The sequence below is a fragment of the Macromonas bipunctata genome (assembly GCF_002837135.1).
Taxonomy (GTDB): Bacteria; Pseudomonadota; Gammaproteobacteria; order Burkholderiales; family Burkholderiaceae_C; genus Macromonas_A; species Macromonas_A bipunctata.
This window is the reverse complement of sequence record NZ_NWBQ01000038.1, coordinates 12,885-28,684: the sequence shown is the minus strand read 5'-3', so window position 1 is coordinate 28,684 and position 15,800 is coordinate 12,885. Positions and strand designations below refer to the sequence as shown.

Genomic DNA, 15,800 nt, shown 5'->3' with positions numbered 1-15,800 from the left:
CCAGCGTGCCTCACGGTGCAATGGCCGCCAGCAACGGCGCCGCCGACACCGCCACCGGGTGCTGGAACGGGTTGCCCTGCACCAGCACGATCGCGGCCGTGGGCGCCGCCGAGAGCGCAAACAGCACCATCGCGGCGGTGGCGGCGCGGGGGTGTTCCACATGCACCAGCGCCACCGCCAACAGTGTCAACAGCCCCAGAAACGCCATTGCCAGCCACTTGAGCGGGTTGATGTGGATCTGGCTCAGGCCCACACGCAGGTTGCGCTCGTCGCGCATGCTGGAGGCCTTTTGCAGCATCAGCGCCTGCACTTGCGGCCCTGCCGCTGCCGTGATCTGGGGGCTGCCCAGCAACAGCAACAGCGCGTCGGCCTGGTCGGCCACCGCCGCGCTGGACTGGCGCCGCGCCAGCAACGGCCATTCGGCCACGCTGGCCTGCGCGTAGGCGCGCAAGTCCAAGTGCAAGCGGTGCTGCAGCAGCGGATCTTGCACCCGGGCGCTCAGCACCACCAGGCTGCGCAGGGCATCGGCCTCGCGGAACACAGCGTTGGTGGCACGGTCGTGCGCGTTCCAGGTGTCGTTGGCCACGAAGGCCAGCGTCAGGCCAAACAGCACCCCGGTGATGTTGATGAAGGGCGGTACCACACCGCGCAGCGCGTGCAAGCTGGCCTGCCAGCGTGGCACCCGCATGGCCCAGGCCACGATCCACAATGCCAGCAGCGTGCCCAGCAAGGCCACCGCCGCGTAGCCGTAATGATCGTAAGTCAACAAGGTTTGCATGCGGCCGATTGTCCGGTATCGCACCGGTTACCATTCCGGCCCATGATGAAACCAGCTGTTCTTCACCGCTTGCGGTGCGGCGTGTGGCCGTTGCTGCTGGCCGCTGCCCTGTGCGGCCACGGTGCCCTGGCCCAGGCGGCGCAGCGCGCAGGTCACGCACCGGCAGCGAGCTCCGCCAAGGCCACCCAGGCAAGCCCCAAGCGCCATGCGACTCGATCCCAGACCACGGCCAAGCCCGGGGTCAAGCTCCGGCAGCGCCAGGCACCCGCCGTCCTGTCCCAGCCGCCACGGCGATCCGCCGCAGGGCGCATGGTGTCGGCTGCCCGTACGCCGTCGGCGGTGCCGCAACGTGTGCGCACCGTTCTCAAGAAGCGCGCCCGGCCTGTGCGGCCCAGTACCTACCGCATCCAACGGCGCATGGCGCTCAAGCGCCAGGACTTTCAGTGCCTGGCGCGCAACATCTACCACGAGGCCCGGGGCGAGCCCAGAGTGGGCAAGCTGGCGGTGGCACAGATCACGCTGAACCGGGTGCAGGCGGGCACCTGGGGCAAGTCGGTGTGCCAGGTGGTCTATGCCCCGGCCCAGTTTTCCTGGACGGGTCAGCCCAGCAAGCGCCGCGCCAAGCCACAAGGCCCGGATTGGGACGAAAGTGTGCGCGTGGCACAGGCGTTTCTGGGCGGTGAGCGGGTGCGCCAGCTGGAGGCCAGCACCCACTTCCACAGCCAGTCCATCCGGCCGCCAGGCTGGACGCGCCAGATGCGGCTGGCCCAGCAGGTGGGCCAGCACATCTTCTTCTACGACCGGCCGCTCGACGCCTCCTGAGCCCCACTACACCCCGCGTTGGGCCACGTCGTGGCGCACCAAGGTGTAGCCTTGCCCGCTGTACCAGCGCCAGCGTTGCCGCGCACTGTGGCGCTCCGCCTCGTCCAGGCCCACGATCTCCAGCACGCGCGCAAAGCGCTCAAACCCCGCCGGCACCTCCGGCAAGGTGTTGATGAGCACGTCGGCGTGCGCCACCTCGCACGGCGCGCTGGCCAGCAGCACAGGGGAACGCATCCGCACCAGCTCCGGCGCCGACGCCAACGCGTGCGGCACAAAGTCCTGCTGAGAAAACGTCCACAAGCCGCGGTCCAGCGTCTCCAGCATCGACTCTGGCACCAGCACCAGGGCCTGACGCTGTGCCGCCAGCACCTTGCGCAGCAGGCGGCACAGGTAGTCCATGCGGTCGGCCACGTTGAAGTGGAACGCCACCTCGGGTGTGGCGGCGTTCGCGGCAGTGGTGGCGCTCAAGCCGCGCCCTTGCGTTTCTTGGCGGGCTTGGCGGCCTTGTCGGTTTTCTTGGCCTCGCTGCTGGCGCTGTGGGCCTTTCTGGCGCTGGCCTTGGCGGCCAGTTTGGGGCTGGGCGCGCTGTCGCGGGCCGGTGCCTGGGCCTGGATGCGCGCCGCCTCGTCCAGCAGGTACTGCACCAGCAGCGCCACGGGGCGCCCGGTGGCGCCCTTGGCCTGTCCCCCCTTCCAGGCCACGCCGGCAATGTCCAGGTGCGCCCAGTTCAGGCCCTGCGTGAACTTTTGCAGGAACTTGGCCGCCGTTACCGCCCCCGCCGGGCGCCCACCCACGTTGCCCATGTCGGCAAAGTTGGACTTCAACCCTTCGGCGTACTCGTCGTCCAGAGGCATGCGCCAGCACGGATCCAGCGCCGCCGCACCGGCTTCCGTCAGGTGCTGCGCCAACTCGTCCTCGGGCGAGAACAACCCCGCACGCACGCTGCCCAGCGCAATCACGCAGGCCCCGGTCAGGGTGGCAATGTCGATCACGGCGCGCGGCTTGAAGCGTTGCGCGTAGGTCAGCGCGTCGCACAGGATCAGGCGCCCCTCGGCGTCGGTGTTGAGGATCTCGATGGTCTGGCCGCTCATGCTCGTCACCACATCGCCGGGCTTGATGGCGCGGCCGTCGGGCATGTTCTCGCAGGCCGGAATCAGCCCCACCACGTTGATGGCAGGCTGCAGCTCGGCCAGCGCGGCAAAGGTGCCCAGCACGCTGGCCGCGCCGCCCATGTCGAACTTCATCTCGTCCATCTCCGGTCCCGGCTTGAGCGAGATGCCGCCAGTGTCAAAGGTGATGCCCTTGCCCACCAGCACCACCGGCGCGTCGTGCTTGGCGCCGCCCTGGTACTTGAGCACGATGAAGCGCAGCGGCTGCTCCGAGCCCTGGGCCACCGCCAGGAACGCGCCCATGCCGAGCTTGGCCACCTCCTTGGGGCCCAGCACCTCCACCGCCATGCGGTTTTTCTTGCCCAGCTGCTGCGCCACCGTGGCCAGGTGCGTGGGCGTGGCGTGGTTGCCGGGGCGGTTGGCCCATTCCTTGGCCAGCTCCACCCCCTGCACCGTGGCGCAGGCGCGCTCGAACGCCCCTTGCACGGCCAGGCTGTCGGCCACCGCGAGCACCACATGCTGCAGCTGGCGCGGCTTGGGCTTGGACAGCGTGGTGGTGTAGCTGTACGAGGCATCGGCCAGCGCCTGCATGGCCGCCTGCAGCGCCGGGCCCGTCACCGCACCCAGGTACAGCCCCAGCCGTGCGGGTGCGGGCGACTTCAGCGCCGCCCAGGCCGCCGCCACGGCCTTGCGGATCTGGGCCGGGCTTTGCGCGCCGGTGCGCACCAGCACCACGCGGCGCGCCTGCACGCCGGGCAGGCGGTGCGCCACCAGGCATTGGCCCACTTCGGCCCCAATGTCGTGCTGCGCCACGGCGTCCTGCGCCCAGTCGTGCAGCGGGCCACTCGCCGGTGCTTCTGCCGCCACCGGGCCGCACGCATCCGGCCACAACACCACCCACGCATCGACCGCCAACGCGCTTGCCTGCGACCCACCGAGGTCTTGAAGTTCAAAGTCCATAATACACACCCAAATTAGAACCGCAACATGTTATTCCATTCCTCTGTCCGGCAAGAGCTGGCCCGCAGTTTCGGCGCCACTTTGCTGATCCTGTTCACCATCGTCATCACTATGCTGCTCATCCGCACGCTGGGGCTGGCCAACAAGGGCAGCGTCAACCCGCAAGAGATCGTGCTGGTGCTGACCTACACCGTGCTGGGCCGTCTGCCCATGGTGCTGACGCTGGCGCTGTTCATCGCCATTGTCTCCACCCTGTCGCGCATGTACCGCGACAGCGAGATGGTGATCTGGTTTGGCAGTGGCAGGGGCGTGCTGCACCTGGTGCGCCCGGTGCTGGCCTTTGCGTGGCCGGTGCTGGTGGCGGTCACGGTGCTGACGCTGTGGGTCTGGCCGTGGGCCAACCGTCAGATCGACCAGTTGACCGACCGTTACGAGCGCCGGGGCGATCTGGAGCGCGTGGCGCCGGGCCAGTTCCAGGAATCGGCCGATGGCCGGCGCGTGTTCTTCATCGACAAGGACGGCACCCAGGGCCGGGAAGGCCGCAACGTCTTCATCTCCAGCGTGGAGCCCGACGGCAGCGAAAGCGTGACCTCCGCCCGCGCGGGCCGCATCGAATGGCTGTACGACAGCCAGTTCCTGGTGCTCGACCACGGCCAGCGCCTGGACCGCGCCCCCGACGGCGGCCTCAAGATCAGCGAATTCGAGCGCTACGGCCTGCGCATTGGCGACAAGCCAAGCGCACAGACGGGCCAGCTGCAGCTCAAGTCGCTCTCCAGCATCAGCCTGTGGCAGCGCCCCGACCGCGCGCGCCTGGCCGAACTGGGCTGGCGCATCGGCATGGCGCTGACCGCGCTCAACTTCACGGTGCTGGGCATTGCGGTGGCGGCGGGCAACCCGCGCGCCGGGCGCGGCGGCAACCTGGCCTTCATGCTGTTTGCCTTCATCTGCTACTACAACCTGCTCAACGTCGGGCAGACCTGGGCCAGCCGGGGCCTGGTGGGCTTCTGGCCGCTGATGCTGGGCCTGCACGGCAGCGTGCTGGCGCTGTCGGTGGCGTGGCTGCTGCTGCGCCACCACAACCTGAGCCTGACCCACCCCTGGGAAGCTTTGCAACGCTGGAGGGCCACTCCATGAAAACCATGCGCCGCCTCATCTATGGCGAAATCCTGCGCGCGGTGGGCTTTGTGCTGCTGGCCTTCATCGCCCTGTTCTCGTTTTTTGACCTGGTGGACGAACTCTCGGCGCTGGGCCGCGTCTCGCCCTTCAACCCCGAGCTGGTGTACGGCCTGCAGCACGCGCTGTGGTACGTGACGCTGTTCACGCCCAACCGCATCTACGAGCTGCTGCCGATCTCGGTGCTGATTGGCACCGTGTTCGTGCTGGCGCGGCTGGCCGAAAGCTCCGAATACACCATCCTGCGCACCAGCGGGCTGGGGCCGTGGCGTGCACTGCGCCTGCTGCTGGGCCTGGGCGCCGTGTTCGTGGTGCTGACCTTTGCCATGGGCGACTACGTGGCACCGTGGGCCGACCGCCAGGCGCAGCTGCTCAAGGCCCAGTTCAAGGGCGGCATCAGCATCGGGCGCACCGGCGCTTGGCTCAAGGAGCGCGACGACGCGCGGCAATACTCCGTCAACGTGGGCGCGCTGCAGCCCGACGGCACACTGGAGCAGGTGCGCCTGTTCGAGTTCACGCCCGAGGGGCGCCTGCTGTCCACCACCCAGGCCCAGCGCGGGCGCATTGTGGCCACGGACGGGCGCACGCACTGGGCGCTGGCACAGGTGCAACGCCACATCTTCCACACCCAGGCCGCCAGTACCGCCTACATCGAGACCCAGGCCCTGCCACAGTACGACTGGCCCACCCACATCAGCGCTGACATGGTGTCGGTGGCTCTGCTCAAGCCCGACCGCATGCGCACGCTCGACCTCTTCACCTGCATCCAGCACCTGCAGGCCAACAACCAGAACGCCCAGAGCTACGCCATCGAGTTCTGGCGCAAGGTGTTCTACCCCCTAAGCTGCCTGGTGATGGTGGTGCTGGCGCTGCCGTTCGCCTACCTGCATTTCCGCAGCGGTGGCGTGGCCGCCTACGTCTTTGCCGGGGTCATGATCGGCATCAGCTTCTTCCTGCTCAACAACGTGTTCGGCTACATCGGCAACCTGCGCCAGTGGCAGCCGTGGCTGGCGGCGGCGTCGCCGTCGCTGCTGTACTCGCTGGCCTCGCTGGGTGCGTTTGGCTGGCTGGTGCTCAAACGCTAACAACCCCTTTTACGAAAGAAAACCCCCATGCTTGGTGTGATTGTGTTTGCCCACGGTTCGCGCGACCCGCTGTGGCACCTGCCGGTGGAAGCGGTGGCCAACGCCGTGCGCCAGCGCGACGCAGGCGTGCCCGTGGCGTGCGCCTACCTTGAACTGTCCACGCCCGACCTGCCCACGGCGGCGGCACAGCTGGTGGCCCAGGGCTGCAGCCACGTGCGCGTGCTGCCGCTGTTCTTTGGCATGGGCAAGCACGCCCGCGAAGACCTGCCCCAGCTGATGCAAGACCTGCAGCACGCCCACCCTGGCGTGCGCTTCGAGCGCCTGCCCGCCGCCGGTGAAGACCCGCGCCTGACCGCGCTGCTGGCCCACATCGCCCTGGGCACCAGCGCATGAACCTGCACCAGTTCCGCTTTGTGCAGGAGGCGGTGCGCCGCAACCTCAACCTGACCGAAGCCGCCAAGGCGCTGCACACCTCGCAGCCCGGCGTGTCCAAGGCCATCATCGAGCTCGAGGACGAGCTGGGCGTGGACATCTTTGCCCGCCACGGCAAGCGTATCAAGCGCGTGACCGAACCCGGCCAGCACGTGCTGCGCAGCATCGACATCATCCTGCGCGAGGTCAGCAACCTCAAGCGCATCGGCGAGCAGTTCTCGGCGCAGGACAGCGGCACCCTCAGCATCGCCACCACCCACACCCAGGCGCGCTACGTGCTGCCCGGCCCGGTGGCCAAGCTGCGCCACGCCTACCCCAAGGTCGCCATCAGCCTGCACCAGGGCACACCCGACGAAGTGGCCAAGATGCTGCTCGACGACGTGGCCGACATCGGCATGGCCACCGAATCCCTGAGCCAGTACGAGGAACTCATCACCCTGCCGTGCTACGACTGGCAGCACGTGCTGGTGCTGCCCTTTGCGCACCCGCTGCTGGACAAGGAGCGCATCAGCCTCGAAGACCTGGTGCAGTACCCGCTCATCACCTACCACCCGTCGTTCACCGGGCGTACCCGCATCGACCTGGCCTTTGCCCAGCGCCAGCTCAAGCCCAACGTGGTGCTCGAAGCCATCGACTCCGACGTCATCAAGACCTACGTGCAACTCGGGCTGGGGGTGGGCATCGTCGCCGAAATGGCGATGCAGGGCGAAGAGCGCAACCCCGAACTGCAGTCACGCCCGGCAGGCTACCTGTTTGGCCAGAACGTGGCGCGCGTGGCCTTCAAGCGCGGGGCCTACCTGCGCCAGTTCGTGCTGCGCTTTGCCGAATTCCTCAGCGACCGCCTCTCGCGCGACCTCATCACCAAGGCCATGCAAGGCCACGGCCCCGACTACACCATGTAAGCCCGGTGGGGGCGCAAAAACCCGCGGGGCGCTACCTGCTGCCAGATACCGCCCCGCCGTGGCCCAGGATCAAACGCTGGGCCGTGGTTGTTCCGGCCGTCAGGCCGGGCAATGCGCCGCGATGTAGGCCTTGACCTGCGCCACATCGGCGGGCATCACCTGCACGCGCTTGGGCAAGGCTTCAATGCCCTCGAACTTGGCCGGACGCTCCGGCTCGCGACCCAGCGCCTCCACCAGCGTGGCGGCAAACTTGATCGGCAACGCCGTTTCCAGCACCACCATCGGCACGTTGTCGCGGATGTATTCGCGCGCCACCTTCACGCCGTCGGCGGTGTGGGTGTCGATCATCTGGCCAAAACGCTCCCACGTGTCGCGGATGGTGTCCAAGCGGTTGGCGTGCGTGCTCTTGCCGCTGACAAAACCGTAGCGGCTGGCCGCCTGCGCAAACAGCGGATCCGCACTCAGGTCGAACTGGCCGTCGCGGGCCAGCGCCTGGCCAAACAGCACCTGCGTGCGCGCTGCGTCGCGGCCCAGCAGGTCGAACACGAAGCGCTCGAAGTTGCTGGCCTTGGAAATGTCCATCGACGGGCTGGAGGTCTCGAACGTGTCGGCGCTGCCGCGCACGCGGTACACGCCGGTGCGGAAGAATTCGTCGAGCACATCGTTCTCGTTCGTGGCCACCACCAGCTGGCGGATCGGCAGGCCCATCATGCGCGCCACGTGCCCGGCGCACACATTGCCAAAGTTGCCGCTGGGCACCGTGAAGTCCACCACCTGCTCGTTCGACTCGGTGGCCTGGATGTAACCTGCAAAGTAGTACACCACCTGCGCCAGCAGCCGCGCCCAGTTGATCGAATTCACCGTGCCGATCTTGTAGCGGCGCTTGAATTCCAGATCGTTCGACACCGCCTTCACGATGTCCTGGCAGTCGTCAAACACACCGTCAATGGCGATGTTGTGGATGTTCTCGTCGAGCAGGCTGAACATCTGCGCCTGCTGGAACGGGCTCATGCGCCCGTTCGGGCTGGTCATGAACACGCGCACGCCCCGCTTGCCGCGCATGGCGTATTCCGCTGCGCTGCCGGTGTCGCCGCTGGTGGCGCCAAAGATGTTGAGCTCCTCGCCCCGGCGCGCCAGTTCGTACTCAAACAAGTTGCCCAGCAACTGCATGGCCATGTCCTTGAACGCCAGCGTGGGGCCGTTCGACAGGGCCTCGATCCACAGGCCATTTTCCAGGTGGCGCAGCGGCACAATCTCGCCGGTGCCAAACACCTCGGCGGTGTAGGTCTTGGCGCACAGGGCGCGCAAGTCGGCGGCGGGAATGTCGTCGATGTACAGCGACAGGATGCGGAACGCCAGCTCGGCGTAACCCTGCTTGTGGTAGACCTCACGCCATTCGGTCAGCGTGGCGCCCGAAACTTGCGGGTACGACTCGGGCAGGTACAGCCCGCCATCGGGCGCCAGGCCCTCCAGCAGGATTTCACAGAAATGCTTGCGGTCGGGGTGGCCGCGTGTGGACAGGTACAACATCTCAGGCCAACTCCTCTTTGCGGATGCGGGTGATGGCACCCAGCACGGTCGGCAGACCCTGCATCTGCATCTGCGCCAGCGCCGCGTCCATCGTGCCTTCGCGGGTGTCGTGCGTCAGGATGATCAGGTCGGTCTGGGTCGAACCCTCGCCGCCCACCTCATCGGCTTCGCGCTGCAACATCGCGTCAATGCTGATGCCCGCCCCGGCCAGAATCCCGGTCACTTGCGCCAGCACGCCCGCCTGGTCGGCCACACGCAGGCGCAGGTAGTAGCTCGTCACCACCTCGCTCATCGGCAGCACCGGCAGGTCGCTGAGCGCGCTGGGCTGGAACGCCAAATGCGGCACGCGGTTCTGCGGGTCGGCGGTGTGCAGCCGCGCAATGTCCACCAGATCGGCAATCACCGCGCTGGCGGTGGGCTCGGAGCCCGCACCCTTGCCGTAGTACAGCGTGGTGCCCACGGCATCGCCCTGCACCATCACGGCGTTCATCGCACCTTCCACATTGGCAATCAGGCGCTTGGCGGGCACCAGGCAGGGGTGGACGCGCAATTCGATACCCTGCGCCGCACGCTTGGCAATGCCCAGCAGCTTGATGCGGTAGCCCAGTTGCTCGGCGTACTTGATGTCGGCCGCGCCCAGCTTGGTGATGCCTTCGACATACGCCTTGTCAAACTGCACCGGAATGCCGTAGGCAATCGCGCTCATGATCGTGGCCTTGTGTGCCGCGTCCACGCCTTCAATGTCAAAGGTTGGGTCGGCCTCGGCATAACCCAGACGCTGCGCTTCCTTGAGCACCACGTCAAAGTCCAACCCCTTGTCGCGCATTTCGGACAGGATGAAGTTGGTGGTGCCATTGATGATGCCCGCCACCCACTCGATGCTGTTGGCCGTCAGGCCCTCGCGCAGCGCCTTGATGATCGGGATACCCCCGGCCACCGCCGCCTCGAACGCCACCATCACGCCCTGGGCCTGCGCAGCGGCAAAGATCTCGGTGCCATGTACCGCCAGCAGCGCCTTGTTGGCCGTCACCACATGCTTGCCTGCCGCAATGGCTTCCAGCACCAGCGCCTTGGCAATGCCGTAGCCACCAATCAGCTCCACCACAATGTCGATCTCTGGGTTCGCAATCACGGCGCGCGCGTCGTTGACCACCTGCACGCCCTCACCCACCACCGCACGGGCGCGCTCGACGTCGAGGTCGGCCACCATCGTGATCTCGATGCCACGCCCGGCGCGGCGCTTGATCTCTTCCTGGTTGCGCTTGAGCACGTTGAACGTGCCGCTGCCCACGGTGCCAATGCCCAGCAGGCCTACTTGAATCGGTTTCATCGTTTTGGGTTCCAGTTCAAATCAAAAATAAAAATCGGGGGACTCAATCAAGTGCCGTGGCGCTTGCGGTAACCGGCCAGAAAGCGCGCAATGCGGCCCACGGCCTCGCCCAGATCGTCCTCGTGCGGCAGGAACACCAGCCGGAAATGGTCCGGCGTCGGGAAGTTGAAGCCCGTGCCCTGCACGATCAGCACTTTTTCCTCGGCCAGCAGCTCGTAGGCAAACTGCTGGTCGTCCGCAATCGGGTAGACCTCGGGATCCAGGCGCGGAAACATGTACAGCGCCGCCTTGGGCTTGACGCACGTCACCCCTGGAATCGCGGTCAGCAGCTTGTGTGCCAGATCGCGCTGGCGGCACAGGCGGCCGCTGGGCGCCACCAGATCGTTGATGCTCTGGTAGCCACCCAGCGCGGTCTGGATCGCCAACTGGCCCGGCGTGTTGGCGCACAGCCGCATCGAAGCCAGCATGTTCAGGCCCTCGATGTAGTCGCCAATGCGGCGCTTGTCGCCCGACACCACCATCCAGCCCGCGCGGTAGCCGCAGCTGCGGTAGTTCTTGCTCAGGCCGTTGAAGGTGATGAACGGCACATCGTCTGCCAGCGACGCAATCGAGGTATGAACATTGCCGTCGTACAGCACCTTGTCGTAGATCTCGTCGGCAAACACAATCAGGCCGTGCTTGCGCGCCAGCTCCACAATCGCCAGCAGCACCGCGTCGGGGTACAGCGCGCCGGTGGGGTTGTTGGGGTTGATGATCACGATGCCCTTGGTGCGGGGCGTGATCTTGCGCTCGATGTCGGCCAGATCCGGGTTCCAGTCCGCCTGCTCGTCGCACATGTAATGCACCGGGGTGCCACCCGAGAGCGACACCGACGCCGTCCACAGCGGGTAGTCCGGCGCGGGCACCAAAATCTCGTCGCCCGGGTTGAGCAGCGCGTTCATCGACATCGCAATCAGTTCGCTGGCGCCGTTGCCCAGGTACACATCATCCACCGTCACGCCCGCCACCCGCTTTTGCTGCATGTAGTGCACGATGGACTTGCGCGGTGCAAACAGGCCCTTGCTGTCGGTGTAGCCCGCCGCCTGCGGCAGGTTGCGGATCATGTCCTGCACGATTTCTTCGGGCGGCTCCAGACCGAACACCGCGAGATTGCCAATGTTGAGCTTGATGATCTTGTGGCCATCCTCTTCCATCTGGCGCGCTTTGTCCAGCACGGGCCCGCGGATGTCGTAGCAGACATTGGCCAGTTTGGCGGATTTCGGAATCGTGTTCACAGGCATAGACGGCAGGGAATGGGTGAAACCTATAATTTCACCACACTTTGGCCCCCAACCCCAGACTTGCCAGCATGAAACTGCAACCCGACCGCTCCGACAGCCTCACCATCAACGCCCACGGCCCGGGCTGGATCGCCGTCAACGGTCAGAAGTACCACCAGAGCGTGCTCATCAGCGCCCAGGCCGAGCTCGTGCTGTGGGACTGCCACCGCTTCGAGGCCATCGAGGCGCGCCACTTCGACCAGCTGGGCGAGAGCCAGCCCGAGCTGGTGCTGTTTGGCAGCGGCCAGCGGCTGCGCTTTCCGCATCCCAGCCTGCTGCAAGGCCTGATCGGGCGCCGCATCGGCGTCGAGACCATGGACAGCCTGGCCGCCTGCCGCACCTACAACATCCTGGCCGCCGAAGGGCGCAAGGTGGCATTGGCATTGCTGCTGGAAAACGCCTGACGGGCAAAAAAGCACCCACACCCCTATGCTACTGGTGCTTCACGGTAAAATAGAGGGCTAACCCACCGGACGCCTCACTTTCATTTCAAGCGAAGCGCGCGTGCCGGCTCAGAACAAGCAACAACCACCATCTCTCCAGGGTACCCGCATCTATGGCAGTCGTCGTCAACAAACACATTCCCGAATTTGAAGCCAACGCGACCAACGGTGTCAAGGTGACCCACCAGTCGCACGTGGGCCAGACGGTGGTGCTGTATTTCTACCCCAAGGACAACACCCCCGGTTGCACCACCGAGGCCATGCAGTTCCGCGACAAGTACGAAGATTTTGTCCAGGCCGGCGCGCTGGTGTTTGGCGTTTCGCGCGACAACATGAAATCCCACGACGAGTTCAAGGCCAATCTGGGGCTGCCGTTCGAACTCATCGCCGACACCGAAGAGAAGATGTGCCACATGTTTGGCGTGGTCAAGAACAAGATCATGTACGGCAAGAAGGTCAAGGGTATCGAGCGCAGCACCTTTCTCATCGGCGCCGATGGCGTCCTCAAGCAGGAATGGCGTGGCCTCAAGGTGCCCGGCCACGTGGAGGAAGTGCTGCAGGCCGTACAGGCTCTCAACGCCACCGCCTGAGCCTTTTCAGCCTTGTTTCCCCTGCTGCAGGGGCTGGTCACTGCTGGTGCATAATGTTTGCATGCAAGCCACACCGGTGACCCTGGTTTTCATGTTTTGATCAAGCCGTTTGGCACAGCAGTGCCGGACGGCTTTTGTTTTTCCCGGTTTTGAACGGAACAATCCACCATGCCACTGCCTCCTGCCCCCACCAAGAAAGCCGCTCGCCTGGCGTCGCATGTGTTTGAAGCCGCTGCCACCACCGCCGCTCCGGTTGAACAAATGGACGCTGTGGCAGTGCCAGCACCCGATACCGTTGCCACGCCCCCCCCTGGTCGTGCGGGCAGCAGCACCCGCCGTGCCCGACGCGTTGCCGCCTCTGCCGACAACCTGTCCGTCAGCGCCGTGGCTGCGCTGCAGGAAGCTGCCGCGCCTGCAATGTCCGAGGAGGTCGTCTCGCCTATGTCGGTTACTGCGGAGGCCGCGCCACCTGCGCCCGTTTCAAAGCGGGCCTCGCGCCGTACGCGCCAGGTCGCTGCTGCGGCACTGGCAGCCTCTGCTGCCACCGGGCTCGCTACCCAGCAAGCCAATCGTGTTCCAGCACCGGCGCCGGAGCCCGTAGCACCGCCCCCCGTGGTTGCTGCCGCGCCAGCACCCGCTGCCACTTCCTCGTCCACACGCCGCCGCAAGACCGGTGCAGCGGCATCCCGCCAGACCCAGACCAAAGCTGCAACGGCGCCCTCCAGCCTGGCTGCCGCCGTTTCCAATGTCGTATCGCCCGCCACCAACGACAGCAAGCGTCTGTTTGTGCTGGACACCAACGTGCTGATGCACGACCCGATGAGCCTGTTCCGTTTTGAGGAACACGACATCTACCTGCCGATGATCGTGCTCGAGGAGCTTGACAGCAACAAGAAGGGCATGAGCGAAGTCGCCCGCAACGCGCGCCAGGCCAGCCGCTCGCTCGATACCCTGGCCAGCCAGTCCGGCGCCGACATGGCCCACGGCCTGCCATTGGCCGCGCTGGGCAACCGCGAGGCCACTGGCCTGCTGTTCTTCCAGACCGAGCCGCTGCATTACGATCTGCCCAACAGCCTGCCGCAGGGCAAGGCCGACAACCAGATCCTGGGCGTGGTGCATGCCCTGTGCCAGCGTTACCCCAGCCGCGAAGTGGTGCTGGTGTCTAAGGACATCAACATGCGCGTCAAGGCGCGTGCGCTGGGTCTGGCCGCCGAGGACTACCAGAACGACAAGGTGCTGGGCGACGACGAGCTGCTGTACTCCGGCGCGCTGGCGCTGCCCACCGACTTCTGGAGCCGCCAGAGCAAGAACCTCGAAAGCTGGCAACAGCAAGGTCAGACCTACTACCGCGTCAGCGGCCCGGTAGTGGACCAGTTCACCATCAACCAGTTCGTGTACTTCGAGGCCCCCGGCGAGCCCGCGCTGTACGCCCGCGTGACAGAAATCCGGGGCAAGCAGGCGGTGCTCAAGACCCTCAAGGACTACACCCACCTCAAGAACGCCGTCTGGGGCGTGAGCAGCCGCAACCGCGAACAGAACTTCGCGCTTAACCTGCTGCTGGATCCCGAGATCGATTTCGTCACGCTGGCCGGCACCGCCGGTACCGGCAAGACACTGATGGCGCTGGCCGCTGGCCTGACCCAGGTGCTTGACGAACGCCGCTACACCGAGATCATCATGACCCGCGCCACCGTCAATGTGGGCGAGGACATTGGCTTCCTGCCAGGTACCGAGGAAGAAAAGATGGGCCCCTGGATGGGCGCGCTGGACGACAACCTGGAATTCCTGGCCAAGGGCGACGGCGGCAACGCCGGTGAATGGGGCCGCGCCGCTACCAATGAGCTCATCCGCAGCCGCATCAAGGTCAAGAGCATGAATTTCATGCGCGGGCGCACCTTCATGAACAAGTACGTCATCATCGACGAAGCACAGAACCTGACGCCCAAGCAGATGAAAACCCTCATCACCCGCGCCGGGCCGGGCACCAAGATCGTCTGTATGGGCAACCTGGCACAGATTGACACGCCCTACCTAACGGAAGGCTCCTCGGGCCTGACCTATGCCGTGGATCGCTTCAAGGGCTGGCCGCATGGCGGCCACATCACCTTGGCTCGCGGTGAACGCTCACGGTTGGCCGACTACGCCAGCGACGTGCTCTGAACCGGACAGCCGCCCTTCCCATCTGATCCGTTAACGTAAGCCCCCTGTGCGCTGAGCCGCAGGGGGCTTTTTTCTGCCCAGCTTGCGCGTAGCACCACCTTGCTTCCACTGCACCCGCGCCGCTGCCGCGCGTGGTGCCGTGTTGGCCGGGGCGGCGGGTGCGCTTGCCAGCTGTAGCTCGGTCAACGCCTGTTGCAACTGGTGGGTCTTGTCCTTTTCTTCCTGCCAGTAGCGTTCCAATGTCTGGCGCGCCTGGAGTGTGGCTTGGTGGCGTTCTTTCTCACGGATCAGCTCCTGTTCCTGTACCCGCAGGGTGTCGAGCAACAGCAACCGCTCCTTGCGTTCCGCATCTTCCGCTTGTTGTGCCGCCTGCAGGGCCTGCTGCGATTGCGTCAGCTGGTTGTCCAGTTGCTGCAAGGTTTGTTGCTGCGCCTGTGCTTGCTGCGTGCTGGCCGCCAAACGCTGTTGCAAGGTCTCTGCCATCACCTCTAGCCGCTCAATTTCCTGTGCCTGGGCACTTAAGGTGTTTTCCAGAGCGTGCCGCTGATTTTCGCTGGCGCTGAGTGCCGACTGGGTGGCATCACACGCGCTTTGCAACTGCGCCAGCTGCTGGGCGTGTTGCTCGGCCAAACGTGTGCTTTCTTCGGTGGCCTGTGCGCGCAAGGCGGCCAGCTCCTGCGTGAACTCCCGCTGCAACCCGGCGTGCGTGATGTCCACCAGCCGCTGCAACCATGCGTTGAACTCCTGCAGCAAGTCCGCTGGCAAGGTCGGATGACCAACGTCGTGCCGGACAATGCTTTGCACCAACTGGCGCCGGTAACTGGTCACGCATTCCTGCGCCACACCTGCGGTGCCAACAGGAATGCGCGCCATGCCCGCGGGGCGGTTGGCGTTGAACCACTGCACACAGTCCACCAATCTGGCGCCCGTCGGCACATCCCCGTCATGGCTGGCCAATGCGGGCAGCAAGGTTGCATAGGCCTCGCGCGCCGATGGCGCTTTTTTTTCGGACAACCCGCCCAGAATAGTCAGAACCAGCTGGTGTGCAGCGGCGTCGTGAGCGGCAGAAGAGGCAACAGGATCAAGGGACATGGTGAATAACACAACAAACGTAAAAACCTTGATTTTACGTAAAAAAATGACGTAATACGTCAATTTCTAACTGAT

The 15,800-nt window shown here is 65.6% G+C and carries 15 protein-coding genes; 8 read left to right on the top strand and 7 right to left on the bottom strand.

The genetic code is table 11. The annotated features are described in order from the left end of the window. Nucleotides 1–10: 10 nt before the first annotated feature. The gene (locus CON76_RS06025; protein ID WP_101102473.1) at nucleotides 11–778 is read right to left on the bottom strand and encodes a bestrophin-like domain; all 768 of its coding nucleotides are present in this window, start codon (nucleotides 776–778) and stop codon (nucleotides 11–13) included. Nucleotides 779–823: 45 nt separating this feature from the next. Between CON76_RS06025 and CON76_RS06020 the strand changes: the two genes are divergently transcribed. After that, complete coding sequence (locus CON76_RS06020; protein WP_169928997.1) at nucleotides 824–1,600, top strand: cell wall hydrolase; 777 nt, start codon at nucleotides 824–826, stop codon at nucleotides 1,598–1,600. Between the two features lie 6 nt (nucleotides 1,601–1,606). Here the strand turns inward: CON76_RS06020 and CON76_RS06015 are convergent, their stop codons facing one another. Beyond that, nucleotides 1,607–2,068 carry a DNA polymerase III subunit chi gene (locus CON76_RS06015; RefSeq protein WP_101102471.1) on the bottom strand — a complete coding sequence of 154 codons (462 nt, stop codon included), beginning with the start codon at nucleotides 2,066–2,068 and terminating at the stop codon, nucleotides 1,607–1,609. After that, entirely contained in the window at nucleotides 2,065–3,669 is a 1,605-nt protein-coding gene (locus tag CON76_RS06010; protein WP_101102470.1) for a leucyl aminopeptidase, read from the bottom strand. Before CON76_RS06010 ends, CON76_RS06015 begins: the two co-directional genes overlap by 4 nt. A 27-nt stretch (nucleotides 3,670–3,696) precedes the next feature. Between CON76_RS06010 and lptF the strand changes: the two genes are divergently transcribed. The 4 genes from lptF to CON76_RS05990 are packed head-to-tail and all read left to right on the top strand — an operon-like array spanning nucleotide 3,697 to nucleotide 7,261. Further along, nucleotides 3,697–4,803, top strand: a complete 1,107-nt coding sequence (gene lptF, locus CON76_RS06005; RefSeq protein ID WP_101102469.1) for an LPS export ABC transporter permease LptF — start codon at nucleotides 3,697–3,699, stop codon at nucleotides 4,801–4,803. Further along, complete coding sequence (lptG, locus tag CON76_RS06000; RefSeq protein WP_101102468.1) at nucleotides 4,800–5,927, top strand: LPS export ABC transporter permease LptG; 1,128 nt, start codon at nucleotides 4,800–4,802, stop codon at nucleotides 5,925–5,927. Before lptF ends, lptG begins: the two co-directional genes overlap by 4 nt. Before the next feature lie 27 nt (nucleotides 5,928–5,954). Beyond that, nucleotides 5,955–6,320: a sirohydrochlorin chelatase gene (locus CON76_RS05995; protein WP_101102467.1), complete on the top strand. Its 366-nt coding sequence runs from the start codon at nucleotides 5,955–5,957 to the stop codon at nucleotides 6,318–6,320. Next, complete coding sequence (locus tag CON76_RS05990) at nucleotides 6,317–7,261, top strand: CysB family HTH-type transcriptional regulator (RefSeq protein ID WP_101102466.1); 945 nt, start codon at nucleotides 6,317–6,319, stop codon at nucleotides 7,259–7,261. The genes CON76_RS05995 and CON76_RS05990 overlap by 4 nt, the downstream gene beginning before the upstream one ends. Nucleotides 7,262–7,360: 99 nt before the next feature. Here the strand turns inward: CON76_RS05990 and thrC are convergent, their stop codons facing one another. Genes thrC through CON76_RS05975 form a run of 3 tightly spaced genes read right to left on the bottom strand, consistent with a single transcriptional unit; the run spans nucleotide 7,361 to nucleotide 11,395 of the window. Then, nucleotides 7,361–8,791 (bottom strand): threonine synthase, encoded by a 1,431-nt coding sequence (gene thrC / locus CON76_RS05985; RefSeq protein WP_101102465.1) that lies wholly within the window; start codon nucleotides 8,789–8,791, stop codon nucleotides 7,361–7,363. Nucleotide 8,792: 1 nt separating this feature from the next. Further along, the gene (locus CON76_RS05980) at nucleotides 8,793–10,121 is read right to left on the bottom strand and encodes a homoserine dehydrogenase (RefSeq protein WP_101102464.1); all 1,329 of its coding nucleotides are present in this window, start codon (nucleotides 10,119–10,121) and stop codon (nucleotides 8,793–8,795) included. A gap of 47 nt (nucleotides 10,122–10,168) precedes the next feature. After that, nucleotides 10,169–11,395 (bottom strand): pyridoxal phosphate-dependent aminotransferase, encoded by a 1,227-nt coding sequence (locus CON76_RS05975; protein WP_101102492.1) that lies wholly within the window; start codon nucleotides 11,393–11,395, stop codon nucleotides 10,169–10,171. Nucleotides 11,396–11,469: 74 nt separating this feature from the next. Between CON76_RS05975 and CON76_RS05970 the strand changes: the two genes are divergently transcribed. The 3 genes from CON76_RS05970 to CON76_RS05960 all read left to right on the top strand — a co-directional run bounded on the left by CON76_RS05970 (nucleotide 11,470) and on the right by CON76_RS05960 (nucleotide 14,633). Next, a complete protein-coding gene (locus tag CON76_RS05970; RefSeq protein WP_101102463.1) occupies nucleotides 11,470–11,844 on the top strand; it encodes an Mth938-like domain-containing protein in 375 nt (124 codons plus the stop codon). Between the two features lie 152 nt (nucleotides 11,845–11,996). Continuing rightward, a complete protein-coding gene (locus tag CON76_RS05965; protein ID WP_101102462.1) occupies nucleotides 11,997–12,473 on the top strand; it encodes a peroxiredoxin in 477 nt (158 codons plus the stop codon). Nucleotides 12,474–12,641: 168 nt separating this feature from the next. Next, a complete protein-coding gene (locus CON76_RS05960) occupies nucleotides 12,642–14,633 on the top strand; it encodes a PhoH family protein (RefSeq protein WP_420812919.1) in 1,992 nt (663 codons plus the stop codon). Between the two features lie 30 nt (nucleotides 14,634–14,663). Here the strand turns inward: CON76_RS05960 and CON76_RS05955 are convergent, their stop codons facing one another. Further along, a complete protein-coding gene (locus tag CON76_RS05955; RefSeq protein WP_145995351.1) occupies nucleotides 14,664–15,725 on the bottom strand; it encodes a coiled-coil domain-containing protein in 1,062 nt (353 codons plus the stop codon). Nucleotides 15,726–15,800 lie beyond the last annotated feature (75 nt).

Excerpts from the sequence above, each read along its gene's own strand:
- CON76_RS06010 (WP_101102470.1), bottom strand. The coding sequence starts at position 3,669 with ATGGACTTTGAACTTCAAGACCTCGGTGGGTCGCAGGCAAGCGCGTTG.
- CON76_RS05965 (WP_101102462.1), top strand. The coding sequence starts at position 11,997 with ATGGCAGTCGTCGTCAACAAACACATTCCCGAATTTGAAGCCAACGCG.
- lptG (WP_101102468.1), top strand. The coding sequence starts at position 4,800 with ATGAAAACCATGCGCCGCCTCATCTATGGCGAAATCCTGCGCGCGGTG.
- thrC (WP_101102465.1), bottom strand. The coding sequence starts at position 8,791 with ATGTTGTACCTGTCCACACGCGGCCACCCCGACCGCAAGCATTTCTGT.
- CON76_RS05960 (WP_420812919.1), top strand. The coding sequence starts at position 12,642 with ATGCCACTGCCTCCTGCCCCCACCAAGAAAGCCGCTCGCCTGGCGTCG.
- CON76_RS05970 (WP_101102463.1), top strand. The coding sequence starts at position 11,470 with ATGAAACTGCAACCCGACCGCTCCGACAGCCTCACCATCAACGCCCAC.
- CON76_RS05980 (WP_101102464.1), bottom strand. The coding sequence starts at position 10,121 with ATGAAACCGATTCAAGTAGGCCTGCTGGGCATTGGCACCGTGGGCAGC.
- lptF (WP_101102469.1), top strand. The coding sequence starts at position 3,697 with ATGTTATTCCATTCCTCTGTCCGGCAAGAGCTGGCCCGCAGTTTCGGC.
- CON76_RS05955 (WP_145995351.1), bottom strand. The coding sequence starts at position 15,725 with ATGTCCCTTGATCCTGTTGCCTCTTCTGCCGCTCACGACGCCGCTGCA.
- CON76_RS05990 (WP_101102466.1), top strand. The coding sequence starts at position 6,317 with ATGAACCTGCACCAGTTCCGCTTTGTGCAGGAGGCGGTGCGCCGCAAC.
- CON76_RS05995 (WP_101102467.1), top strand. The coding sequence starts at position 5,955 with ATGCTTGGTGTGATTGTGTTTGCCCACGGTTCGCGCGACCCGCTGTGG.
- CON76_RS06020 (WP_169928997.1), top strand. The coding sequence starts at position 824 with ATGAAACCAGCTGTTCTTCACCGCTTGCGGTGCGGCGTGTGGCCGTTG.
- CON76_RS06025 (WP_101102473.1), bottom strand. The coding sequence starts at position 778 with ATGCAAACCTTGTTGACTTACGATCATTACGGCTACGCGGCGGTGGCC.